The sequence below is a fragment of the Streptomyces sp. NPDC050264 genome (assembly GCF_040655895.1).
Lineage (GTDB): Bacteria > Actinomycetota > Actinomycetes > Streptomycetales > Streptomycetaceae > Streptomyces.
The window spans coordinates 20,028-43,136 of the sequence record NZ_JBFAKV010000014.1 but is presented as its reverse complement, the minus strand read 5'-3'; the positions used below and the strand labels follow the sequence as shown (position 1 = coordinate 43,136).

The following is a 23,109-nucleotide window of genomic DNA, read 5'->3' as shown; positions in this document are numbered from 1 at the left end:
CAGGTTAGCCCCGGGGACCGCTACGCATCCCGCTTCTTCAGCAGCACGTACCCGATGAGCAGCGCGGCCGCCACCCACACCAGCATGATCACGAGCCCGCCCCAGGGCCCGTACGGGGCGTCGTCGTTCGGCGGTGTCACCACCTGCATGATCTTCAGGCCCGCCTGGTCGGGGAAGTACTGGGCGACCTTCTTCGTCGCCGAGACGTTGCCGAGGATGGGGGAGACCAGGAAGAGGAACGGCATGAGGATGCCGAGCGAGAGCATGGGGGAGCGGAGGATCGACGCGATTCCCATGGCGAACACCGCCATCAGCGTCATGTAGACGGCCGCGCCGAGGACCGCGCGCAGCACGTTCGGGGAGCCCAGGCCCGTGCTGTGGTCGCCGAGCATGGCCTGGCCGAGGAAGAACGCCGCGAAGCTGGTGATCAGCGCGACGACCAGCGCGAGCAGCGCGGCGACCGCGACCTTGGAGAACAGGAACGTGGCGCGCTGCGGGACCGCCGCGAGCGAGGTGCGGATCATGCCCGTGCTGTACTCGCTCCCCACCACCAGGACCCCGAAGACCACCAGGGCGAGCTGTCCGAGCGTGAGGCCGGAGAAGGCGGTGACGGTCGGGTCGAAGGTCAGCTTGTCCTCGGTGGAGAGGTTGTTGAAGTCGTTCTTCGACAGGGCGCTGATCAGCATGCCGAGCCCGACGGAGACGATGACGGCGAGGCTCAGCGTGAGGGCCGTCGAGTTCACGGACTTGATCTTGGTCCACTCGGAGCGGAGGACCTGGGCCGCGGGCATCTCAGGCCCCCCTCTCGTCGTTCGCGCCGGTGCGCCGCTGCCAGGTGTCGCCCCAGCCCTGTGGGGCGGGCGGCTGCGCCGGTGGCAGGGGGCCGGAGGCGTCCGAGTGCGCGTGGTACTCCACCGACTCCGCCGTCAGCTGCATGAACGCCTCCTCCAGCGAAGCCTGCTGCGGACTGAGTTCGTGCAGGACGAGCTGGTGGCTGCCGATCAGCTCGCCGAGCTCCTCGGCGGAGTGGCCGTCGACTTCGAGCGTGCCGTTGCCGGACTCGACGGCCGTGATGCCGGCCTCGTGCAGCACGTCGAGGAGGCGCTCGCGCTGCGGCGAGCGCAGCCGGACGTAACTGCGTGAGTTCTGCCGGATGAAGTCCGCCATGGACGTGTCGGCGAGGAGCCGGCCCTGGCCGATGACCACCAGGTGGTCGGCGGTGAGCGCCATCTCGCTCATGAGGTGCGAGGAGACGAAGACCGTACGGCCGGCCGTCGCGAGGGACTTCATCAGGTTGCGGATCCAGTGGATGCCCTCGGGGTCGAGCCCGTTGACCGGCTCGTCGAACATCAGGATCTGGGGGTCGCCGAGGAGCGCGCCCGCGATGCCGAGCCGCTGGCCCATGCCGAGGGAGAAGCCCTTGGCCTTCTTCTTGGCGACCGACGTCAGACCGACGGTGTCCAGTACCTCGTCCACCCGGCCCCGGGGAATGCCGTTGGACTGGGCCAGACACAGGAGGTGGTTGTAGGCGCTGCGACCACCGTGCATCGCCTTCGCGTCGAGGAGCGCGCCGATGTATTTGAGGGGGTTCCTCAGCTGGGCGTAGTGCTTGCCGTCCACGCGCACCGACCCGGCGGACGGGTTGTCGAGGCCGAGCATCATCCGCATCGTGGTCGACTTGCCCGCGCCGTTCGGCCCCAGGAAGCCCGTCACGATGCCGGGTCGCACGGAGAAGGTCAGGTTGTTGACAGCCGTCTTCTCGCCGTACCGCTTGGTCAGCCCCTCGAGCTCGATCATGCGGTCACCGTAGAACGGGCAAAAGCCCCCGGCCACTCGGACGTGGCAGGGGGCTTTTCCGTGTGCACGACGCGGCTCACCTCAGCGGGACTGCTGGGCGGGCACACCCCGCGAGATCGGCTCGTCCTCGGCCGGCGCACCGGCGGCGGCGACCGCGGCACCCGTGAGGGTCGCCAGCATCTCGCGGACGTTCGTCAGCTGGGCGTTGATCGAGTCGCGACGGTTCGTCAGCGCCGCGAGCTCGCGCTCCGATTCGCTGCGGATACGGTCCGCCTTCGCGTTGGCGTCCGCCACGATGTCCTCGGCCTGACGCTGGGCCGTCTCCACCGTCTGACGGGCCCGGCGCTCGGCGTCGGTGCGCAGCTTCTCGGCCTCCAGGCGGAGCTGCTCCGCGCGGTGCTCGATCTCCGCGAGACGCTTCTCGGCCTTCTGCTGACGGGAGGCCAGGTCGCGCTCGGACTGCTCGCGGCGCTTGGCCAGGTTCGTCTCGAAGTCGGCGGCGGCCTGGGCTGCCTTGGCGCGGGTCTCCTCGAAGAGGGCGTCCGCCTCCTCGCGCTTCTGCTGCGCGTCCTTCTGCGCCTCGGAACGCAGCTGGGAGGAGTCGCTCTTGGCCTTCTCGACGATCCGGACGCCCTCGTCCTCGGCCTTGGACTTGCGCTCGGCGGCGAACGACTCCGCGTCGTTGCGCACCTGCTGGGCGGCGGACTCGGCGAGTTCGCGGTGCTGTTCGGCGGCCCGGCGGGCCTCCTCGCGCAGGTCCTTCGCCTCCTCCTCGGCGAGGCGGAGGATCTTCTCGACGCGTGCGCCGAGGCCGGCGTACGACGGCTCCGCGTCGTTCACCTGGGCCTGGGCGTTCTGTGTCTCGAGGTGGAGTTCCTCGATGCGCTTTTCCAGAGCAGTGATTCGAGCAAGAGCGCTGTCACGGTCGGAGACGAGCTTGGAGATACGTTCGTCCACCTGAGCGCGGTCGTACCCACGCCGCACTAGCTCGAAGCCGTAGGGGGAAGTGTCGCTCATGGGGTTCCTGTCGAATGAGACCGGTGAGGTGATAGAGGGAATCCTAGGGGTCAAAGCGGCGTGTCAACGAGCAGATGCCCGTTTGATCTGGAGAATGACACCCCTTTTGAGTGGCGTAGCGGCGGAGCGCTTGCCAGATGCAGGGTTCGAAGGTCCTTGCGAAGCACGACAGTTGCCCTCCTGGCTAGCCCTCTGACCCCTTGCCACCCGAACGTGTGGCCCCGGCGGTGGCGGCCGCCTTGACGCCCCCGTCCTTGCCCCCGTTGCCGGACGGCGTCTCAAACGATTCCAACGCCTCCAGCACGTCCTGGACACGGGAGATCTCGGCGTTGATGTCCGAGCGCCGCCGGACCAGCACATCGAGCTCGTGCTGCCCCTTCTCGATCATGGCCGTGGACTCCGCCTCGGCATCGGCCTTGATCTTTTCCGCCTCACGCGTCAGCTCGGCCTTTTTCTGCTCGGCCTCCTTGAGCAGGCCCTCCGCCTTTTTCACCGCGGCGATACGGACCTTGCCTGCCTCCGAATTGGCGTCGTTGAGCAGGTCCTTGGCCTTGGTCTGCGCCTCGGTGAGCTGCTCCTCGGCGGCCTTGACCAGGGCGTCGCAGCGCTCGCCCGCGTTCTTCATGGCCTCCGACGACTCGCGCCGGGCTCGGTCGTGCAGCTCCTCGATCTCGCCCGTGACGCGGTCGCGCAGCTCCTCGGCGCGCTCTCTGATCTGGGTCGCGTCCCGGCGGGCACCGACGAGCAACTCGTCCGCGTCCGTACGGGCCTTCTCCACCAGCGCGTTGCCCTCGTTGGTGCCTTCGGAGATCAGCCGGTCGGCCTCCCTGCGGGCCGCGCCGACCATCGTGTCGGCCTGCGCCTCGGCGTCGGCGGTCGTCTTCTGCGCCGCCTCCTGCGCCTCGCGCGTCAGCTTGTCGGCCTCCACGGTGGACTCCGTGATGAGCGTGTCGACCTGCTCCGCGGCCTCCGTGCGCCGCTTGTTGGCGTCCTTGCGGGCCTCGTCGAGCATGCGCTCGGACTCCTCCCGCGCCGCCGTCGTCACCCGCTCGGCCTCCGCCGCGGCCGCCGCCTTGACCCGCTCGGCCTCGGTGCGGATCCGCTCGGCGTGCTGCTGCGCGGAACCGACCGTCTCGGCGGCCTCGGCGCGCAGCCGCTCCGCGTCGCCGGTCGCGTCCGCGATCAGCTTCTCCGCGTGGGCGACGGACTCGGTCCGCAGCCGCTCGGCCTCGGCCCGCGTCTCGTTCGTCAACTGCTCGGCGGCGGACGTCGATTCGCCGCGCAGCCGCTCCGCCTCGGTGGTCGCGGCGGTGACGAGCTCCTCGGCCTTCGCCGTCGACTCGGCGCGGACGCGCTCCGCCTCCGCGTTCGTCTCCGTCGTCAGGCGCTCGGCCTCGGTGATGGCCTCACCGATGAGGCTGTCGGCCTGCGTGGCCGCCTCGGAGCGGATCCGGTTCGCGTCGTCGCGGGCCTCGGCCCGCGTACGGGAAGCGTCCTGGTCGGCGCTCGTACGCAGATCCGACACCTCGGTGCGCACCCGCTGGGCGTGCTCGGACGCCTCCGTGCGCAGCCGCTCCGACTCGGTGATGGCCTCCGAAACGGTGCGCTCCGCGAGGGACTTGGCGGCTTCCGACTCGGCGTTCGCCTCGGTGCGGATCCGGTTGGCGTCCTCGCCGGCCCGCTCGCGCTCCGCGTAGGCGTCGGTGCGGACCCGGTCGGCCTCCTCCTGCGCCTCCTGCTTCGTGCGCCCCGCCGCGTGCTCGGCGGCGCTGCGCAGCCCCGCGATCTCCTCCTGGGCCTGCTCCTGCAGCCCGGCCACGGAGTCGCGGACCTGCTGCGCGGTCTGCTCGGCGGTCGACACCATCTCGGTCGCCCGGCGGTCCGCCTCCTCGACGAGCCGGGCCGCCTCGGCCTGCGCCTCGTCGACGCGGGCCCGCGCCACCGCGAGCAGCTCCTCGCTCTGCTCGCGGGCGCGCTCGCGCTCCTGGTCGGCCTCCTGGCGCGCGCTGCCGAGCGTCTCCTCGGCCTCCCGGCGCCGGCGTCCGGCCTCCTCCTGCGCGGCGGCGAGCGTCTCGGCCGCCTCCGTGGCGATCCGCTCCGCCGCGTTCTGCGCCTCGGAACGGATGCGGTCGGCGGACTCCTGCGCCTCCGTCTTGAGCCGCTCGGCCTCGGCGGCGGCCTCGGACCGCAGCTGCACCGCGATGTTCTCCGCCTCGGAGCGGGCCGTCGAGGCGTCCGCCGCGGCCTCCGTGCGCAGCCGCTCGGCCTCCGTCTCCGCCTGCGCCTGCAGCGTCCGTACGCGCTCGGCGGCCTCGGACCTGAGGCGCTCGCTCTCGTCCGCGGCTTCCTTGCGCAGCCGCTCGGCCTCGGCGCGCGCGTCGGCCAGCGCCGTCTCGGCCGTGGTCAGGCGCTCCTCGGCCTCCGTGTGCAGCCGGGTCAGCTCGCGGGCCGCCTCGTCCTGCCGGGTGCTTATGGCGCGCTCGGTCTCGTCCTTCAGGGACTGCGCCGCGCGCTCCGCCTCGGACTTGGTGGCCTCCGCCTGCTCCTCGGCCTCGGCGCGGTACCGCTCGGCCTCGGCGCGCGTGCGCTCCAGCGTCTCCTCGGCCTGCTTGCGCAGCGACGTGGCCCGCTCGATGGCCTCGGTGCGCACCCGCTCGCTCTCGGCGGTCGCCGAGGCCCGCAGCTCGTCCCCGTCCGTGCGCGCCTTGGAGAGCAGCTCCTCGGCGGTCCTGGCCGCCTCCTCGATCTGCTGGACGGCCTCGCGGCGGGCCTCGGCCCGGATCCGCTCGCCCTCGTCGACGGCCTCGGCCCGCAGCTGCTCGGCCTCGCCGCGCAGCCGCCGCGCCTCCTCCTGGAGCTCGACGGTCTTGGCGCGGTACTCCTTGGTGTCGTCCTTCGCGGTGCCCTTGAGCTCCTCGGCGATGTCGTGCGCCTCGGCGCGCAACCGGTCCGCCTCGGCCTCGGCCTCCGCGCGGATCCGCTCGGCCTCCTCGGTGGCGGCCTTCGTCGTCGACTTCGCTTCCTCGGACGCCTTGTTGAGCACGTCCTCGGCGGTACGGGCGGCCTTCGCGAGCTCGCCCGCGGTCTCCTCGGCCGTGACCGTACGGGCCTTCTCCTTGGCCTCGGCGATCAGCTGCTCGGCGTCGGCGCGCGCGGTGGCGACGATCTGCTCGGCCTCGGTCCTGGAGGCCTCGGCCTCCTTGTTGGCCTCCCCGACGAGGCGGGCCACCTGCTCCTTGGCCGTACGCGTGCGCTGCTCGTTGGCCGACTCGGCGCTCGACAGCTGCTTGCTCGCGGCCTCCTTGGCCTCGCTCAGCACCTTCTCGGCCTCGGCACGGGCCTCGCGCAGCGCGGTGTCGGCCTCGCTGATGCGCTGCTCGGCGGCGCGGCTCAGCTCGGTGGCCTGGCGGCGGGCGGCGTCCGACTCGGCGGTCGTCGAGCTCCGCAGCTGCTCGGCGTGGTCGGTGGCCTCCTGCGCCTGCGTCGACGCCGCGTTCAGCAGCCGCTCGGCGTCCTGCCGGGCGCGGGCCAGGATCGCCTGCGCCTGGGCGCTCGCGTTCTCCGCCTCGCTGGTCAGCCGCCGACGGGCCTCGGCGGCGACCCGCTCGGCCTCGGCGCGGGCGGCGGCCAGCGCCTGGTCCGCCTCGGAACGCGACTCGTCGAGCAGCCGGCGGGCCTGCTGTTCGGTGCGGGCACGCAGCTGCTCGGCCCACTGCACGTTCTCGTTGACGTGGTTCTCGACGGTGCGGCGGCGCTCGGCCAGCTCCTGGTCGAGCTGCTGGCGCCGGGTGACCGCCTCGGAGTGCAGCTCCGACTGGAGCCGGGACTGCTGCTCGGCGTGCTCCTGGAGGATGCGCTGCGTCTGCGCGCGGGCCTCGCGCAGCTCGCGCTCGGCATCGGCGCGCAGCTGCTCGGCCTGCGTCTGGGCATTGCGGAGCAGCTGCTCGGCCTGGTAGCCGATGTCCGCCCCGTCGTAGGCAGGCCGGGTCGCGAGGCTGCGCCGCGCCTCGTGCAGCTTGGCGCGCAGCACCTCCACCTGGTAGCCCAGGTCCTCGGCGTGCTGGACGGCCTTCTCCCGCTCGGTCTTCAGCCGGTCCATCTCGGCTTCGAACCGCGAGAGATGGTCGGTCTCAGCCGGCTTGTGGCCGTCCTGGCTCTCGTAGCCCCGCACTGCGCGGTCCCATCCGTCCCCTGGTCGCAAGTTCTTCCTTACGAGCCTCGTCCGTCCGCCGAACGGGGCTCCCGGGGAATGGTGTCAGATCAAAAACGCCGGCGCCCCGGGCTTGCTTCCGCGCAGCCCAACTGCCCCGACCCTCGTCCCCCGATACCCGGACCCCGGCCCACGGCTGTCCCGTCGTCCCGCTTGCACGCGACAGCCGCCCCTTAACCCTACCGGCCCAAGTATGGGGAGGTCAGTGCTGCGCCGACTCCTGTGAGGCTGCAGTGACGAGTTCGGTCAGCACACCGTGGCAGTCCTTGGGGTGCAGAAACGTGATGCGCGACCCCATCGAGCCCCGTCGCGGCTCGTCGTAGAGAACGCGTACGCCCTTGTCCCTGATGTCCGCCGCGTCCGCGTCGACGTCCGCCGTGCCGAAGGCGATGTGGTGCACCCCCTCACCGTTCTTGGCCAGCCACTTGCCCACCGCGGAGTCCTCGCGGGTGGGCTCGAGGAGCTGGAGGTAGGAGGCGCCTCCGTCACTCGTCCCATTGATCTTGAGCATGGCCTCGCGCACGCCCTGCTCCTCGTTGACCTCGGTGTGGAACACCTCGAAGCCGTATGTGGCCCGGTAGAACTCGACGGTCGCGTCGAGGTCGTGACAGGCGATCCCGATGTGGTCGATTCGCGTCAGCATGTTGTCAGTGCAGCGCGGTTCCCGGCGGTTACGCAACGTGCGCGCGATCACACTTGCCGGGCGGTGACGTGCGGCGTACCGCTCAGTACATTCGGGTAAACCCTCGTTCACTTCTCATCCCCAAGGGGCCGTGTCTCATGTCTGGAACGACCGGTACCACCTCAGTGATCGTCGCGGGCGCGCGGACGCCCATGGGCCGTCTCCTCGGCTCGCTGAAGTCCTTCTCCGGGGCCGATCTCGGAGGATTCGCGATCAAGGCCGCCCTCGACCGTGCGGGAATCGGTGGCGACCAGGTGCAGTACGTGATCATGGGTCAGGTGCTGCAGGCCGGGGCAGGGCAGATCCCGGCACGCCAGGCCGCCGTGAAGGCGGGCATTCCGATGAACGTCCCGGCGCTCACGATCAACAAGGTCTGCCTGTCGGGTCTCGACGCGATCGCGCTCGCCGACCAGCTCATCCGCGCCGGTGAGTTCGACATCGTGGTCGCCGGCGGCCAGGAGTCCATGACCAACGCCCCGCACCTGCTGCCCAAGTCCCGCGAGGGCTACAAGTACGGCGCGGTCGAGATGCTCGACGCGATGGCGTACGACGGGCTGACGGACTCCTTCGAGAACATCCCGATGGGCGCCTCGACGGAGAAGCACAACACCCGCCTCGGCATCGCCCGCCCCGCGCAGGACGAGGTCGCCGCCCTCTCCCACCAGCGGGCCGCCGCCGCGCAGAAGAACGGCCTGTACGAGGCGGAGATCACGCCCGTCGAGATCCCGCAGCGCAAGGGCGACCCGGTCCTGTTCAGCAAGGACGAGGGCATCCGCGCCGAGACGACGGCGGAGTCCCTGGGCAAGCTGCGCCCCGCGTTCGCCAAGGACGGCACGATCACCGCGGGCACCTCGTCGCAGATCTCGGACGGTGCCGCCGCCGTGGTCGTGATGAGCAAGGCCAGGGCGCAGGAGCTCGGCCTGGAGTGGATCGCCGAGATCGGCGCGCACGGGAACGTGGCGGGCCCGGACAACTCGCTGCAGTCCCAGCCGTCGAACGCGATCCGGCACGCCCTGGACAAGGAGGGCCTGGAGGTCGCCGACCTCGACCTGATCGAGATCAACGAGGCGTTCGCCGCCGTCGCGGTGCAGTCAATGAAGGACCTCGGGGTTTCCTCGGAAAAGGTGAACGTCAACGGCGGCGCGATCGCCCTCGGCCACCCGATCGGCATGTCCGGCGCCCGCATCGTGCTGCACCTCGCCCTGGAGCTGAAGCGGCGCGGCGGCGGCGTCGGCGCGGCCGCGCTGTGCGGTGGCGGCGGTCAGGGTGACGCGCTCGTCGTGCGGGTACCCAAGGCGTAACCGTTGTTGTCCGTACGGGCTTGAGTGAACGGAGCTGTGATGCAGGACGTCCCCACGCTGGTCGCCCAGGCGAGAGAGGGCAGGCCGCGCGCCGTGGCCCGGCTGATCTCGCTGGTGGAGGGGGCGTCCCCGCAGCTGCGTGAAGTCATGGCCGCGCTCGCGCCGCTGACCGGCAACGCGTACGTGGTCGGGCTCACCGGCTCACCCGGCGTCGGCAAGTCCACGTCGACGTCGGCGCTGGTCAGCGCGTACCGGCGGGCCGGGAAGCGGGTCGGCGTGCTGGCCGTCGACCCGTCCTCGCCGTTCAGCGGGGGCGCGCTGCTCGGCGACCGCGTGCGGATGTCGGAGCACGCCTCCGACCCGGGCGTCTACATCCGCTCGATGGCCACCCGCGGGCACCTCGGCGGCCTCGCGTGGGCCGCGCCCCAGGCGATCCGGGTCCTGGACGCGGCCGGCTGCGACATCGTCCTGGTGGAGACCGTGGGCGTCGGGCAGTCCGAGGTCGAGATCGCCGCGCAGGCCGATACGAGCGTCGTGCTCCTCGCACCCGGTATGGGCGACGGGATCCAGGCGGCCAAGGCCGGAATCCTGGAGATCGGCGACGTGTACGTGGTCAACAAGGCGGACCGGGACGGCGCCGACGCCACCGCCCGCGAGCTGAACCACATGCTGGGCCTCGGCGAGGCACGGGCGCCGGGCGACTGGCGCCCCCCGATCGTGAAGACCGTCGCGGCCCGCGGCGAGGGCATCGACGAGGTCGTCGAGGCGCTGGAGAAGCACCGCGCGTGGATGGAGGAGCGCGGGGTGCTGGCCGAGCGCCGGGCCTCCCGCGCGGCCCGCGAGGTCGAGACGATCGCGGTGACCGCGCTGCGCGAGCGGATCGGCGACCTGTCCGGCGACCGGCGGCTCGGGGTACTGGCCGAGCGGATCGTGGCCGGAGAACTGGACCCCTACCGGGCCGCGGACGAGCTGGTGGAGGGGATCACCGGGAACTGAGTCCCGCCGGTACCTCCGGTGGTCTTCTGTTGTTCCTGAGCCCCTGCTACATTGCCCGGCATGACCTTCCTCCGTGCATAGAACTCCGGTGCGTAGACGCCCCGTTGAGTTCTTTCGCGTGCCCGGAGGAAAACCATCATGTACGCCGCTGTACTGCGGACCCCGTATGCCCTGCGCACCTTTGGCGCCGCCCTGCTCGGACGGCTGTCGTACGGGACCGTCTCCCTCTCCCTGATGCTCGCGGTCAAGGCGGCCACCGGCTCCTACGCCGTCGCGGGCACCGTCATGGCGGTGTTCGGCGCCGCCAGTGTCCTTCTCTCGCCGCTGCGCGCGAAGTTCATCGACCGGTACGGGCCGCGCCGCGCCCTGACCCCGATGGCCCTGGCGTACGCGGTCCTGCTCGCGGTGCTCGCCGCCGTGATCTGGCGGCCCGGGGTCCCCGGGTGGCTGCTCGTCGTACTCGCCCTCCTCGCGGGGGCCGCGACACCGCCGCTGGGCCCGACGATGCGTACGGTCTGGTCCCAACTCCTGCCCGACCGGAGGCTGTTGCAGCGGGCCTACAGCATCGACGGGGTCGCGGAGGAGCTGCTGTTCGTGTCCGGGCCGCTGCTCGTGGGCGTGCTCGTGCTGTTCGCGCCCGCCGCGTTCGGCGTCGCCATGAGCGCCGGGCTCGTCGCCGTGGGGACGCTGGTGTTCGTGGCCTCACCCGTGGTGGGGGCGGTCGCTCCGGCGGCCCGGCAGCACCGGCAGCGGGCGAAGGTCGTGGGCCGGATCAAGCGGCCCGTGATCGTGACGCTGGGCGTCGGTATCGCGCTCGGCGCGGCCGATCTGCTCGTGCTGGCCTTCGTCGAGGACAGCGGACGGGCCGACGCGGCCGCCTGGGTGCTGGCGGCCCTGTCGGCGGGCAGCGCCGTGGGCGGGCTCGTCAACGGCACCGTCGACTGGCGGCTCCCCGCCCGCACCCGGCTGACCCTGCTGGCCTTCGGACTCGCGGCGGCCCTGGGCGCCGCGGCACTCGCCCCCGGGCTGCTCGCCCTCGCGGGGGCGGCGGCCTGCGTGGGCCTCTTCGTCGCGCCGGCCCTGACGACCGCGTACCTCATCGCGGACGACGCGGTGGACCCGGGCCTGCGCACACAAGCGGGAGCCTGGGTCAACACGGCGGTGAACGCGGGCAGTTCGGGCGGCACGGCGGGGGTGGGCCTGTTGGTGGGCCACCTCCCGCTGCCCGTCTGCTTCGCGGCGGCGGCCGTGGCCCCGCTGGTGGCGGGGCTGGTCACGATGGTGCGGCGGCGGGTACCGAAGCCCGTACCTGTCACCGCGTCCAGCCCTTCCGGCGTTTGAGGAGCGGGGTCCGGGGCGGAGCCCCGTGACCCGCGCCCCAGCTCCGGCGAGCGCCAGAACCCGCTCAGTCGTCGTCACCCTGGTCATCGCCGGACCGGTCCACCGACACCGCACCCGACTGAAGGTCGACGTGCCAGTCCTGCTGCTTCCCGTCGGCGGAGGTCGTCTCGACCTCCCACACCCTGACCGACCCGTCGTCATCCGCGTCCACGGAGGTCACCGTCCCCTTGGCGGCCGCGGCACGAGCCGCGTCCTCCGCGGACGTGGACGCACCCTTCAGCGCGGCGGCGACCCGCGCCGGGTCGTCGTCATCGTCCTTCTCGACGTGCGAGCCGAGCACCTTGCCGGTGCCGGGGTCCACGTCGATGTCGTGCCAGGTGTTGCCGGCGCCGATGACGTCGACCTCCCAGACCAGGCGGCCGTCGTCGGAGTCGAGATCGGCGCCCACGGCGACGCCCGACGTGTGCTTCAGCGCGGCGGCGATCGCGTCCTCGGCCTTGACCTGGGCGCCCTTCGCCTCGTTCGCGTTCTCCTGGGCGTCGCTGACGCCGTCGTCCTTGACGCGCACACTCGACTGCGAGCCGGACGAGCCCGACGAGCCACTGTCGGCGACGGCCACCGTGGTGGCGGTGCCCGCGCCCAGCAGGGCGACGGCGGCGATGGCGGCGATGGCGGTAGTACGGCGCTTCATGAGCGTCTCCAGTTCGTCGTTCGGTGTCGTGCTCTTTCCGACGGGAACCAACCTGCCCGAGTGATCCTGAAGCCCCGCTGAAGAAGCCTGAAGAACTCTTCAGGTTCGACCTGCGACCCTGGCTGTCATGCGCTTGTTGATCGTGGAGGACGAGAAGCGGCTCGCCCTGTCGCTGGCCAAGGGGCTCACCGCCGAGGGCTACGCCGTCGACGTGGTCCACGACGGCCTCGAAGGGCTGCACCGGGCGAGCGAGGGAACGTACGACCTGGTCGTCCTCGACATCATGCTGCCGGGCATGAACGGCTACCGGGTCTGCGCCGCCCTGCGCGCCGCCGGCGACGACGTGCCGATCCTGATGCTGACCGCGAAGGACGGCGAGTACGACGAGGCGGAAGGGCTCGACACGGGCGCCGACGACTACCTGACGAAACCCTTCTCCTACGTCGTCCTCGTCGCCCGTGTGAAGGCGCTGCTGCGGCGCCGGGGGAGCGCGGGCAGCGCCTCGCCCGTGCACACCGTCGGGCCGTACGAGGTGGACACCGCGGCGCGCCGGGTCACCCACGCCGAGGATGGTGAAGTCGGCCTGACCGCGAAGGAGTTCTCCGTTCTGGAGCAGCTCGTGCAGCGCGCCGGTGAGGTGGTGTCGAAGAGCGACATCCTCGACCACGTGTGGGACTTCGCCTACGAGGGCGATCCGAACATCGTCGAGGTGTACGTCAGCGCCCTGCGCCGCAAACTCGGCGCCTCTCTCATCCGCACCGTGCGCGGCGCCGGATACCGCCTGGAGATTCCCAGGTGAGGCGGGTCTTCGGCTCCGTAAGGGCGCGCGCGGCACTCGCCGCCACCCTCGTCGTCGCGGTCGCCCTGGTCGCGGCCGGCACCGCCGTGCTGCTCGCCCTGCGCTCCAACCTCACCGAGCAGGCGGGCAGCGCCGCCGACACGGGCGCGCGCCGCGTCGCCACGTCCCTGGCCACCGGCACCGCGCCCGGCGCCCTCGACCTGGACGACGAGGACCAGCCGGTGCAGGTGGTCGACGAGGACGGCAGGCTGGTGGCCGCCTCCGAGGACCTGGAGCGGATCAGCGGGGCCGGTACGGGTGCGGTGAAGCCCGTCCGGGCCCGCACCGACGACGACGGGGACGACCACGGCGGAGACGACGAGGACCACGGCAAGCTCTCCGAGACGACCGGCTACGGCAACGGCAGCGCGACCGTCGACGGGGACGGCGCCGACTACCGGTTCGCCGCGGTCGAGGTGGAGGACACCGCGTACGGCACGCTGACCGTGTACGCGGGCGCTCCCCTCGCGGCCGAACAGAGCGCCGTGTCCACGGCGTTGACCTCCATGCTGATCGGTTTCCCGGTGCTGCTCGTGGTCGTCGGCGGTGTCACCTGGCTGGTGACGCGGCGCGCGCTGCGGCCCGTCGAGGGCATCCGCGCCGAGATGGCCGCCGTCACCGCGTCCCAGGACCTGGCGCGCCGGGTGCCCGTGCCGGGGACGCACGACGAGGTGGCGCGGCTCGCGCGGACGACGAACGAGACCCTCTCCGCGCTGGAGGACTCCGTGGAGCGGCAGCGCCGGTTCGTCGCGGACGCCTCGCACGAGCTGCGCAGCCCGATCGCCAGTCTGCGGACCCAGCTCGAAGTCGGCGCGGCGCACCCGGAGTTGCTCGATGTGGACGGCGCCGTCGAGGACACCGTACGGCTGCAGGAACTCGCCGCCGATCTGCTGCTGCTCGCCCGTCTCGACGCGGGTGAGAAGGCCGGCGGCGCCGAGGTCGATCTCGCGGCCCTGGTCCGCGAGGAGCTCTCGCAGCGCGTCGGCGACCGTCTCCCGGTCACCGCGGACATCCGGGGAACCGCCCAAGTCACCGGATCCCGGAGCCAGTTGGCACGGATACTCGGCAATCTGCTGGACAACGCGCAGCGGCACGCCCGTACCGGAGTCCACGTCGCGGTGGGCCTGGAAGGGGCCGCGGGAGGCCGGGCGGTCCTCACCGTCGCGGACGACGGGGACGGCGTGCCGGAGGGTGAGCGGGAGCGGATCTTCGAGCGGTTCGTACGGCTCGACGACGCACGCTCCCGGGACGGCGGCGGGGCGGGCCTGGGCCTCGCCATCGCCCGGGACGTGGCCGCGCGGCACGGCGGCACGCTGACGGTGCGCACCGCGCCGGACGGCGGAGCCCTTTTCGAACTCGGACTGCCCGTTGGCTAGTTGAGCAAAAACGTTCGGAAGCGTTGGGTCACGGGGGAAGTCGGCGATCCTCCGTGACCCCGGGAATTCGCAGGTGTCACGGTTTGCCGCGCTGCGAACGCAGGTGGTCGGCGATGGGCGTGAGCGCCTTGTGGAGGTTGGCCAGGTCCTCCGGCGCGACGAGGTCCACGAAGTGCTGCCGCACGGAGGCCACATGGTGCGGGGCGACCTTCTGCATGGTCTCCAGGCCGAAGTCGGTGAGCACGGTGTAGAGGCCGCGCCGGTCCGACTCGCAGTTCTCGCGGCGTACCAGCCCCGCGTTCTCCATGCGGGTGATCTGGTGCGAGAGCCGGCTCTTGGACTGCAGGGTCGCCGCAGCCAGGTCGCTCATCCGCATCCGGAGCTCCTCGGCCTCGGAGAGGTTCACCAGGATCTCGTAGTCGTTCATCGTCAGGCCGAAGGGCTGGAGATCCTTTTCCAGCTGGTAGTTCAGCAGCCTGTTGACCTCCAGGTGGGTGCGCCAGGCGCACTGTTCCTCGTCGGTCAGCCACGGCGTGGCAGTTTCGGTCTCCATGAAATCGATTCTACCTAAGAAGTTGAAATGCGAACGAATGTGGGGACTGTGACGCCTCACACCCCAGTGCGCTGAAGGACCTCACGAAAGGGGTCACGCGTTCGACGTCACACTCCGCAGACTACCGCTCACAGCCCGAAGCGACGCTGGAGGTCTCCGAGCTGTCCGGGAAGACGCGGTGCCGCCGACTGACCCGAGCCCGCGCCCGGTCCGCCGCCCGGAACGCCTGCCTGGTGGGGCACGTCACCCGTCATCCGCTCGGGCATCAGCGCCTCGCTGGACTGCAGCAGCACCGTCCCCGCGCCCACGAACTCGAACTGATGCTCCTCGCCGGAGACCCCGCCGACACCCGTCATCGCACGTAGACCGCCGATCACGCCGGTCAGGTACGCGTGGTCGTAGTGATGGCACGGCGACGGGCAGTCGGCCCAGCCGACGAGCGCCTGCGGGTCCACGCGGACCGGCGGTTCCATGAAGACCACGGGACCGTTTGAAGCCGCGACGAATTTGCCGGTGCCAATGAGTGTCAGAAACCCCGGCACAATCGATTGCTTCAGCGCGAGAGTTGGCTGAAAAGCGAGCAGATTGCCCGCGCGGATGGTCAGATTGCCGTCGTCCAGGTCGTACGAGTTCACGTCGAAGGCCCGGTCCGCGAGCAGCATCTTGCCGCTGCCCTCCGCCACCACCCAGTCGCTCGCGTGCAGTGGCGAATGGAACGAGGTGCGCACGAGGCGGTCGAGCCGGCCGTGCCCGATGCCGTTGAACTCCATCCGCCCGTAGTAGGCGATCATCTTGCCCTTCTGCAGGAACCACTGACTGCTCTTGAGTTCCACGCAGAAGGTGTACGCGTTGACGTTGTCGTCGACGGGCAGCGTCATGGGGTCGAAGACCACAGGGCCGGTCACAGCTTCTCCTCCGAGGCCTGGACGTACACCGCGCCGCTCCCGCTGAGCTCCAGCTGGAACGCCTCGCCGCTGCCGCGGCCCACCATGTCCCGCCAGCCGAGGGCCGTGGACAGCTTGTTGCGTACGTCCCCGTGATGGGCGACGTACGCCTGGGGGTCGACGTGCACCGGGTTGCGCGGGGTGATCGGCACCTCGATGACGCCGCCGTGCGCCATCACGGCCACGGACCCCTGCCCCTTGAGCGTCGTCGTGAACAGCCCCTGCCCGGTGACCTGTCCGCGCACCATGCCCATGACGCCGCCCTGCGCGCCCATGAACATCGTGCCCTGCTGCAGCGCCCCGTCGAAGGCGAGCAGCCGGTCCGCCTCCACGTACAACGTGTCGCCGGAGAGCGTGATCACCTGCACGTGATGCCCGCCGTGCCCGAACAGCACGGTTCCGCTGCCCTCGACGCTCATCAGCGGCGTCGCCTCATTGGCCACCCGCCGCCCGAGCATGGACATCACCCCGCCCTGCCCGCCCTGGATGTCGGGCGTGAAGGTGACGTCCCCCTTGTACGCGAGCATCGCGCCGCGCTGGCTGTAGAGGCGCTGTCCGGGCAGGACCGTCGCCTCGATCATCTTCGAGTTGATCTCGCGGAAGTTCGAAGGCGGCATCACACATCCCCCGCGATCGTGTTGCGCTCACTGGGCTGTACGTAGACGAGCCCGTCGCCCTCGAACCGGATCTGGAACGCCTCGCCGCCGCCCTCCCCGAGAAACGTACGGAAGGTGACGCCCGCCTGGAACGACTGGTGCAGATCGCCCTGGTGCGCGATGTACGCGCCCGGGTCGACGGTCAGCGGGTAGTCCCGGCTGACCCGGAGCACCACGGCCGGGCCGTCGCTCATGATCGCGGCCTGTCCGTGCCCTTCGACGGTCGTGGTGAACAGGCCGTTGCCCTGTGAGGCGCCGCGCATCCCCGTGAAGGAGGTGCCCGTCCGCAGGCCCGCCTCCGTGCACAGCAGGTTGCTGGACTCGACGTACAGCTTGTCGCCGCGCAACGCGACCAGGTTGATCTCACTGGCCCGGTCGGCGAACCAGCAGGTCCCCTGGCCCTTCACCTCCATCACCACCAGCTGTTCGCCGGTGACCCGGCGCGTCACCATCCCTCGTATCCCCTCGCCACCCCCGCTCAGCTTCTTGAACGCCATCCGGCCGTCGTACGCGACCATCGACCCGTTCTTCGCCTTCACGCTGTCGCCCGTCATGTCGACGGCGAGCATCTTGCTGCCCTGGAGCCGGAACGTTGCCACGCGTCGAAGGTAGCCGGACCGGGGAGCCCGCCGACAGGTCCCGCGGAACGCGATGCCACAATGAGAAACGCTTGTGCGCATATTCACAAGATCACCGCGCGCAGCACCGCCCGCCCGCCGCTTCTGCCGAAGGTGCCCCGTGGACATCAAGACCGCCTCCGCCCTCCGCCGCCTCCGCCTGGTCTCCGCGCCCGAGGCCGTCTCGTTCCTGCTGCTCATCGTCTGCTCGGTCCTGAAGCGCACGACCGAGTTCAACGCGGTGCCGGTGATGGGCATGGTGCACGGCGTGCTGTTCGTGCTCTACGTGCTCTTCTGGCTGGACGCCTGGAACCGTACGAAGTGGAGCTTCGGCCGCGCCGCCCTCTACTTCGTCCTCTCCGTCCTGCCGACCGGCGGCTTCTTCGCCGAGCGCAAGCTCAAGCGCGAGGCCGACGACGCGGTCAACCTGGCGATCGCCGCCCGCGCCCGCCAGGAAGGGATCGTGAACGCATGATCGTCGCCTTCTCCGTGACGCCCCTCGGGGTCGGCGAGGACGTGGGGGAGTACGTGGCCGACGCGGTCCGCGTGGTCCGCGAATCCGGCCTGCCGAACCACACCGACGCGATGTTCACCTCGATCGAGGGCGACTGGGACGAGGTGATGGACGTCGTCAAACGCGCCGTCGCGACGGTCGAGGCGCGGGCACCGCGGGTCTCGGTGGTGCTGAAGGCGGACATCCGTCCCGGCGTCACCGACGGACTGTCGTCGAAGGTGGCGACGGTGGAGCGGCACCTGGCCGACGGCTGAGCCGTGGAGGGCAATCGGCCAAAGGGCGAGACGGGGCTGACCACCATGTGACCGGCCGGTAAGGTCGAGGCCGTGCCGAAGCCGCTCAGCCTTGCCTTCGATCCGATCGCCCGCGCCGATGAACTCTGGAAACAGCGCTGGGGGTCCGTGCCGTCCATGGGCGCGATCACCTCGATCATGCGCGCGCACCAGATCCTGCTCGCCGAGGTCGACACCGTCGTCAAGCCGTACGGACTGACCTTCGCGCGCTACGAGGCGCTGGTGCTGCTCACCTTCTCCAAGGAGGGTGAGCTGCCCATGTCGAAGATCGGCGAGCGGCTCATGGTGCACCCGACGTCCGTGACCAACACGGTCGACCGGCTGGTGCGCTCGGGCCTCGTCGACAAGCGCCCCAACCCGAACGACGGCCGCGGCACGCTGGCCACCATCACCGACAAGGGCCGCGAGGTCGTCGAGGCGGCGACGCGCGACCTGATGGCGATGGACTTCGGGCTCGGGGTGTACGACGCCGAGGAGTGCGGCGAGATCTTCGCGATGCTGCGGCCGCTGCGGGTGGCCGCGCACGACTTCGAAGAGGAGTGAGCGGGCCGGCGGGCCCGCTTGAAGATCGCGCAAAACGGGCGGTTACGCTCGACGCATGAAGAAGAGCGTGCTGACCCGCTACCGCGTCATGGCCTACGTGACCGGTGTGCTCCTGGTCCTCCTGTGCCTCGGCATGATCGCCAAGTACGTGCTGGGTATCGACGGGGCGGCGGATGCCACGCGCGTCATCGCCATCGCGCACGGCTGGCTGTACGTCATCTACCTGGTGTTCGCCTTCGACCTCGGGTCCAAGGCGAAGTGGCCGGTCGGCAAGCAGCTGTGGGTCCTCATCGCGGGCACCATCCCGACCGCGGCGTTCTTCGTGGAGCGCAAGGTCTCCGCGGAGCTGGAGGCCAAGGTCTCCGACGACGGCGCGAAGCTCGCCAAGGCGTAACACCCCACCGCTCGCACGAGGTGTGAGCGGTTCGCCATCGACATTTACTAGGACGTCCTAGTAAATTGGAGAGCATGGGAAGCATGGACGCTGACGCCATCGCGGAGGGCCGCCGCCGCTGGCAGGCCCGGTTCGACTCCGCCCGCAAGCGGGACGCCGACTTCACGACGCTCTCCGGTGATCCGGTCGAGCCGGTCTACGGGCCGCGGCCCGGGGACACGTACGAGGGGTTCGAGCGGATCGGCTGGCCCGGCGAGTACCCGTACACGCGCGGACTCCATCCGACCGGCTACCGGGGCCGCACCTGGACCATCCGCCAGTTCGCGGGGTTCGGCAACGCCGAGCAGACCAACGAGCGCTACAAGATGATCCTGGCCGCGGGCGGCGGCGGACTCTCCGTCGCCTTCGACATGCCGACGCTCATGGGCCGCGACTCCGACGACCCGCGCTCGCTCGGCGAGGTCGGGCACTGCGGCGTCGCCATCGACTCGGCCGCCGACATGGAGGTCCTCTTCCAGGACATCCCCCTCGGCGACGTCACCACGTCGATGACGATCAGCGGGCCCGCCGTACCCGTGTTCTGCATGTATCTCGTCGCGGCGGAGCGGCAGGGCGTCGACCCGGCGGTCCTCAACGGCACGCTCCAGACCGACATCTTCAAGGAGTACATCGCGCAGAAGGAGTGGCTCTTCCAGCCCGAGCCGCACCTGCGCCTGATCGGCGACCTGATGGAGCACTGCGCCGCGGGCATCCCGGCGTACAAGCCGCTCTCGGTCTCCGGGTACCACATCCGCGAGGCCGGCTCGACGGCCGCGCAGGAGCTGGCGTACACGCTGGCGGACGGCTTCGGCTACGTCGAACTCGGGCTGTCCCGCGGCCTCGACGTGGACGTCTTCGCACCGGGCCTGAGCTTCTTCTTCGACGCGCACCTCGACTTCTTCGAGGAGATCGCCAAGTTCCGCGCGGCCAGGAGGATCTGGGCCCGCTGGATGCGCGACGTGTACGGAGCGCGCAGCGAGAAGGCGCAGTGGCTGCGCTTCCACACCCAGACCGCCGGCGTCTCGCTGACCGCCCAGCAGCCGTACAACAACGTCGTGCGCACCGCCGTCGAGGCCCTCGCCGCCGTGCTCGGCGGCACCAACTCCCTGCACACGAACGCCCTCGACGAGACGCTCGCCCTGCCCAGCGAGCAGGCGGCCGAGATCGCACTGCGCACGCAGCAGGTGCTGATGGAGGAGACCGGCGTCGCCAACGTCGCCGACCCGCTCGGCGGTGCCTGGTACGTGGAGCAGCTCACCGACCGGATCGAGGCCGACGCCGAGAAGATCTTCGAGCAGATCCGCGAACGCGGGCTGCGGGCGCACCCCGACGGGCAACACCCCATCGGCCCGATGACGTCAGGGATCCTGCGCGGAATCGAGGACGGCTGGTTCACCGGGGAGATCGCCGAGTCCGCCTTCCAGTACCAGAAGTCGCTGGAGAAGGGCGACAAGCGGGTCGTGGGGGTCAACGTCCACCACGGTTCCGTCACCGGCGACCTGGAGATCCTGCGCGTCAGCCACGAGGTCGAGCGGGACCAGGTCAGCGCCCTCGCCGGCCGCAAGGCGGCCCGGGACGACGCGGCGGTGCGCTCCGCGCTCGACCGGATGCTGGGTGCGGCCCGCGACGGGTCCAACATGATCGCGCCGATGCTCGACGCTGTGCGGGCGGAGGCGACGCTCGGGGAGATCTGTGGCGTGCTGCGCGATGAGTGGGGCGTGTATACGGAGCCGGCCGGGTTCTAGGTGTATTGATCACGAGCGTTGCCAACGCCGGCGGGGCTTGATCATGGCGAAGACCTCCGGTGTGGTGGAGCTGTCCAGGACTGCACCACACCGGAGGTCTTCGTGTCCCACCGTCATGCCCGGCTGACCGTTCACGGCAGGCGGCTGCTCGTCGAACGGGTCCGCACCGGCCGCCCGGTAGCGCATGTCGCCGCCGAAATGGGCATCTCGCGGCCCACCGCGAGCCCGTCCAGGACCGGCATCCTCACGTCGAGGACGACGGCGTCCGGCTCCCGGCGCGCGAGCGCGCTCAAGCCCCGCCGGCCGTCGGGCGCGGGCGCCACCCGGTAGCCCTCCACCGTCATCGCGTCCTCGACGGCCGAGCGGACCTCCGGGTCGTCGTCCACGACCAGGATCCGGGCCGCACCGCGCTCGCTCGCTGTCGTCATGCCGCAAAGGCTGCCAAACCCGGCTCTTGAAACCCTCTCAGAGCGCCCCGCGACGCTCCCTTCTCATGCGAACCGACTCGCGCAGCCCCCTGCGCACCCCTCTGTCCGTCGTCATCGTCGCGGACGCCACCCGGTAGCCCTCCACCGTCAGCGCGTCCTCGACGGCCGAGCGGACCTCCGGGGCGTCGTCCACGACCAGGATCCGGGCCGCACCGCGCTCGCTCGCTGTCGTCATGCCGCAAAGGCTGCCAAACCCGGCTCTTGAAACCCTCTCAGAGCGCCCCGCGACGCTCCCTTCTCATGCGAACCGACTCGCGCAGCCCCCTGCGCACCCCTCTGTCCGTCGTCATCGGCAAGGGCGGCACCGGCGGGCACATCTACCCCGGACTCGCCCTCGCCGACGCGCTGCGCCGGGCCGTCCCCGACGCGGTGATCTCGTTCGTCGGCACCGAACGCGGCCTGGAGACCCGGCTCATCCCGGCCGCCGGGTACCGGCCGCACACCGGGCGGGTACGTGCAGACGAACGTCGTCGGTACGGAGAACATCGCGGAGGCCTGCCGCGGGCACTCCGTGCGCCGCCTGATCCACACCTCGACGAGTGAGGTCTACGGCACCGCGCTGACGGCCCGATCTCCGAGGACCATCCCCTCCAGCCCCGGTCCCCCGTACTCGGCGCCGACATGCTGTCCCACTGGCACGCCTTCGAGCTGCCGGTGACCGTGGTGCGGCCCTTCGACTCGTATGGGCCGCGGCAGTCCGCACGCGCCGTGATCCCGACGATCCTGGCCCAACTCCACTCCGGGGCACGGGAGATCAAGCTCGGCTCCCTCACCCCGACCGCGACTTCACGTATGTCTCCGACACGGCGCGGGGATTCATGGCGGTGACCGACTGCGACCTCGCGCTGGGGCAGGTCGTCAATCTCGGTAGGGGTCAGGAGATCCCGGTCGGCGAACTGGCGCAGGCACTCGTCGACGCGTCGGGCCGGGACGCCCGGGTCGTCGTCGACCCGGCCCGGCTCCGCCCCTCGGGAAGCGAGGTCCAGCGCCTGCTGTCGGACAACGCCCGTGCGCGTGAACGGGCCGGGTGGGAACCGGAGTTGGGCTGAAGCGGACGTCCGCGTGGGTGGCGTCGAACCTGGAGCGGTTCGCCCCCGCCCGGTACCAGGTCCAGGGCCCTCGGGCCCTTCCCGGCCCGTCAGTCGGACGCGGCCGCCAGACCGCCGAGGAGCAGCGCCGTGAAGCGCCGCACCCACTCCGCGTCCACCGGCTCCGCGCTCACCAGCGTGCGGTGCACGACCGCCCCCGCCGCCACGTCGAAGATCAGGTCCGCCGTCGCCGCGGCGACCCGGGGGTCCGGTGCCGCCGGCAGTTCCCCGCGGCGCTCGGCCCGGGCCCGGCCCTCCAGGACGAGTCGTTTCTGCCGGTCCACGATCGACGTCCGGATCCGCTCCCGCAGCGGAGCGTCCCGGGTGGACTCGGCGACCACCGCCATCAGCGCCGTCTTCGTCTCGGGCCGGTCCAGGATCGCCGCGAACTGGAGCACCACGCCCTCGATGTCGGCGGCCAGGGAACCTTTGTCAGGGAGCCGGAGTTCATCGAAGAGGACCGCGACCGCGTCGACGACGAGTTCGTTCTTGCCGGCCCACCGCCGGTACAGGGTGGTCTTCGCGACGCCCGCCCGCGTCGCGACGTCGCCCAGCGTCAGCTTCGACCAGCCGAGATCCACGAGCGCCGCGCGGGTGGCCTCCAGGATCGCCTCGTCCGCCGCGGCGGACCGCGGCCGGCCGAGTCGACCTGCGCTGGACGACGGCGTGCGGCTCTGCATGGACGCGACCATACCGGCCAGTAGGCATCGTGGCGCGCGTGAGGCAGATCACTCGGGGGCGCCCTCCGGTGCCCCGCCTCCGACAGATACGCTACGAGCCGTAGCGAAAGCTCGATCTCGTACAACCGACTCGGTTCTGCACCCCGGGCGGTCACGACGAGCGGCAACCACAGGTGCCGGGTGGGGACCCGGTACCGAAGCATCAGGAGCCGGGTGGGGACCCGGCGCCGAAGCACCGGGCCGAGTCCGCTCCGTACGTCTCGCAATCCGGCGGGAGGCGACGGAGCCGGACCCGGCCCACAACCG

At 71.0% G+C, this 23,109-nt stretch carries 21 protein-coding genes and 5 pseudogenes; 13 read left to right on the top strand and 13 right to left on the bottom strand.

Annotated features, from left to right (window positions below; genetic code table 11):
• Positions 1 to 20 precede the first annotated feature (20 nt).
• From AB0J02_RS24605 to mce, 5 genes are all read right to left on the bottom strand, one after another.
• Positions 21 to 791, bottom strand: a complete 771-nt coding sequence (locus AB0J02_RS24605) for an ABC transporter permease subunit (protein ID WP_363195910.1) — start codon at positions 789 to 791, stop codon at positions 21 to 23.
• A 1-nt stretch (position 792) separates the two neighbouring features.
• Positions 793 to 1,797 (bottom strand): ATP-binding cassette domain-containing protein, encoded by a 1,005-nt coding sequence (locus tag AB0J02_RS24600; RefSeq protein ID WP_363195909.1) that lies wholly within the window; start codon positions 1,795 to 1,797, stop codon positions 793 to 795.
• An 81-nt stretch (positions 1,798 to 1,878) separates the two neighbouring features.
• The gene (locus AB0J02_RS24595) at positions 1,879 to 2,814 is read right to left on the bottom strand and encodes a cellulose-binding protein (protein WP_363195908.1); all 936 of its coding nucleotides are present in this window, start codon (positions 2,812 to 2,814) and stop codon (positions 1,879 to 1,881) included.
• A 184-nt stretch (positions 2,815 to 2,998) separates the two neighbouring features.
• On the bottom strand, positions 2,999 to 6,985 hold the full coding sequence (gene scy, locus AB0J02_RS24590; protein ID WP_363196057.1) for a polarized growth protein Scy: 3,987 nt from the start codon (positions 6,983 to 6,985) through the stop codon (positions 2,999 to 3,001).
• A 241-nt stretch (positions 6,986 to 7,226) separates the two neighbouring features.
• Positions 7,227 to 7,667, bottom strand: a complete 441-nt coding sequence (gene mce, locus AB0J02_RS24585; protein ID WP_363195907.1) for a methylmalonyl-CoA epimerase — start codon at positions 7,665 to 7,667, stop codon at positions 7,227 to 7,229.
• Between the two features lie 137 nt (positions 7,668 to 7,804).
• Between mce and AB0J02_RS24580 the strand changes: the two genes are divergently transcribed.
• The 3 genes from AB0J02_RS24580 (at position 7,805) to AB0J02_RS24570 (ending at position 11,344) form a co-directional block, all read left to right on the top strand.
• A complete protein-coding gene (locus tag AB0J02_RS24580; protein WP_363195906.1) occupies positions 7,805 to 9,007 on the top strand; it encodes an acetyl-CoA C-acetyltransferase in 1,203 nt (400 codons plus the stop codon).
• A 39-nt stretch (positions 9,008 to 9,046) separates the two neighbouring features.
• Entirely contained in the window at positions 9,047 to 10,003 is a 957-nt protein-coding gene (gene meaB, locus AB0J02_RS24575; RefSeq protein ID WP_363195905.1) for a methylmalonyl Co-A mutase-associated GTPase MeaB, read from the top strand.
• Positions 10,004 to 10,141: 138 nt separating this feature from the next.
• The gene (locus AB0J02_RS24570; protein ID WP_363195904.1) at positions 10,142 to 11,344 is read left to right on the top strand and encodes an MFS transporter; all 1,203 of its coding nucleotides are present in this window, start codon (positions 10,142 to 10,144) and stop codon (positions 11,342 to 11,344) included.
• A gap of 64 nt (positions 11,345 to 11,408) precedes the next feature.
• Here the strand turns inward: AB0J02_RS24570 and AB0J02_RS24565 are convergent, their stop codons facing one another.
• On the bottom strand, positions 11,409 to 12,035 hold the full coding sequence (locus AB0J02_RS24565; protein WP_363195903.1) for a PepSY domain-containing protein: 627 nt from the start codon (positions 12,033 to 12,035) through the stop codon (positions 11,409 to 11,411).
• 127 nt (positions 12,036 to 12,162) lie between these two features.
• On the opposite strand from AB0J02_RS24565, the gene AB0J02_RS24560 reads away from it, so the two are divergent.
• Entirely contained in the window at positions 12,163 to 12,834 is a 672-nt protein-coding gene (locus AB0J02_RS24560) for a response regulator transcription factor (RefSeq protein ID WP_363195902.1), read from the top strand.
• Positions 12,831 to 14,249, top strand: a complete 1,419-nt coding sequence (locus AB0J02_RS24555; RefSeq protein ID WP_363195901.1) for a HAMP domain-containing sensor histidine kinase — start codon at positions 12,831 to 12,833, stop codon at positions 14,247 to 14,249. The genes AB0J02_RS24560 and AB0J02_RS24555 overlap by 4 nt, the downstream gene beginning before the upstream one ends.
• A 76-nt stretch (positions 14,250 to 14,325) precedes the next feature.
• On the opposite strand, the gene AB0J02_RS24550 is transcribed toward AB0J02_RS24555, so the two are convergent.
• The 4 genes from AB0J02_RS24550 to AB0J02_RS24535 all read right to left on the bottom strand — a co-directional run bounded on the left by AB0J02_RS24550 (position 14,326) and on the right by AB0J02_RS24535 (position 17,001).
• Positions 14,326 to 14,802, bottom strand: a complete 477-nt coding sequence (locus AB0J02_RS24550; RefSeq protein WP_363195900.1) for a MarR family transcriptional regulator — start codon at positions 14,800 to 14,802, stop codon at positions 14,326 to 14,328.
• 128 nt (positions 14,803 to 14,930) lie between these two features.
• Positions 14,931 to 15,680, bottom strand: coding sequence for an AIM24 family protein (locus AB0J02_RS24545; RefSeq protein ID WP_363195899.1), 750 nt, complete (start codon positions 15,678 to 15,680; stop codon positions 14,931 to 14,933).
• 23 nt (positions 15,681 to 15,703) lie between these two features.
• Positions 15,704 to 16,363, bottom strand: coding sequence for an AIM24 family protein (locus AB0J02_RS24540; RefSeq protein WP_363195898.1), 660 nt, complete (start codon positions 16,361 to 16,363; stop codon positions 15,704 to 15,706).
• Complete coding sequence (locus AB0J02_RS24535; RefSeq protein ID WP_363195897.1) at positions 16,363 to 17,001, bottom strand: AIM24 family protein; 639 nt, start codon at positions 16,999 to 17,001, stop codon at positions 16,363 to 16,365. The genes AB0J02_RS24540 and AB0J02_RS24535 overlap by 1 nt, the downstream gene beginning before the upstream one ends.
• A 139-nt stretch (positions 17,002 to 17,140) precedes the next feature.
• Between AB0J02_RS24535 and AB0J02_RS24530 the strand changes: the two genes are divergently transcribed.
• The 6 genes and pseudogenes from AB0J02_RS24530 to AB0J02_RS24505 form a co-directional block, all read left to right on the top strand.
• Positions 17,141 to 17,494, top strand: a complete 354-nt coding sequence (locus AB0J02_RS24530; protein WP_363195896.1) for a DUF3817 domain-containing protein — start codon at positions 17,141 to 17,143, stop codon at positions 17,492 to 17,494.
• Entirely contained in the window at positions 17,491 to 17,787 is a 297-nt protein-coding gene (locus tag AB0J02_RS24525; RefSeq protein WP_363195895.1) for an MTH1187 family thiamine-binding protein, read from the top strand. Before AB0J02_RS24530 ends, AB0J02_RS24525 begins: the two co-directional genes overlap by 4 nt.
• A gap of 72 nt (positions 17,788 to 17,859) precedes the next feature.
• A complete protein-coding gene (locus AB0J02_RS24520; protein WP_363195894.1) occupies positions 17,860 to 18,369 on the top strand; it encodes a MarR family transcriptional regulator in 510 nt (169 codons plus the stop codon).
• A 55-nt stretch (positions 18,370 to 18,424) separates the two neighbouring features.
• Entirely contained in the window at positions 18,425 to 18,763 is a 339-nt protein-coding gene (locus tag AB0J02_RS24515; protein WP_363195893.1) for a DUF3817 domain-containing protein, read from the top strand.
• Positions 18,764 to 18,846: 83 nt separating this feature from the next.
• Positions 18,847 to 20,547, top strand: coding sequence for a methylmalonyl-CoA mutase family protein (locus AB0J02_RS24510; protein ID WP_363195892.1), 1,701 nt, complete (start codon positions 18,847 to 18,849; stop codon positions 20,545 to 20,547).
• 102 nt (positions 20,548 to 20,649) lie between these two features.
• A pseudogene (locus AB0J02_RS24505) lies at positions 20,650 to 20,769 on the top strand (leucine zipper domain-containing protein); the annotation flags it as partial.
• Here the strand turns inward: AB0J02_RS24505 and AB0J02_RS24500 are convergent.
• Together AB0J02_RS24500 and AB0J02_RS24495 are read right to left on the bottom strand one after the other, a co-directional pair.
• Positions 20,757 to 20,975, bottom strand: a pseudogene (locus AB0J02_RS24500) (response regulator); the annotation flags it as partial. The pseudogenes AB0J02_RS24505 and AB0J02_RS24500 overlap by 13 nt on opposite strands.
• A 127-nt stretch (positions 20,976 to 21,102) precedes the next feature.
• Positions 21,103 to 21,210: pseudogene (locus tag AB0J02_RS24495) on the bottom strand (DNA-binding response regulator); the annotation flags it as partial.
• A gap of 89 nt (positions 21,211 to 21,299) precedes the next feature.
• Between AB0J02_RS24495 and AB0J02_RS24490 the strand changes: the two are divergent.
• Both AB0J02_RS24490 and AB0J02_RS24485 read left to right on the top strand, forming a co-directional pair.
• Positions 21,300 to 21,479: pseudogene (locus AB0J02_RS24490) on the top strand (glycosyltransferase); the annotation flags it as partial.
• A pseudogene (locus AB0J02_RS24485) lies at positions 21,475 to 22,146 on the top strand (GDP-mannose 4,6-dehydratase); the annotation flags it as partial. The pseudogenes AB0J02_RS24490 and AB0J02_RS24485, both read left to right, overlap by 5 nt.
• A gap of 27 nt (positions 22,147 to 22,173) precedes the next feature.
• Here AB0J02_RS24485 and AB0J02_RS24480 read toward each other — a convergent pair.
• Positions 22,174 to 22,803 carry a TetR/AcrR family transcriptional regulator gene (locus AB0J02_RS24480; protein WP_363195891.1) on the bottom strand — a complete coding sequence of 210 codons (630 nt, stop codon included), beginning with the start codon at positions 22,801 to 22,803 and terminating at the stop codon, positions 22,174 to 22,176.
• Positions 22,804 to 23,109 lie beyond the last annotated feature (306 nt).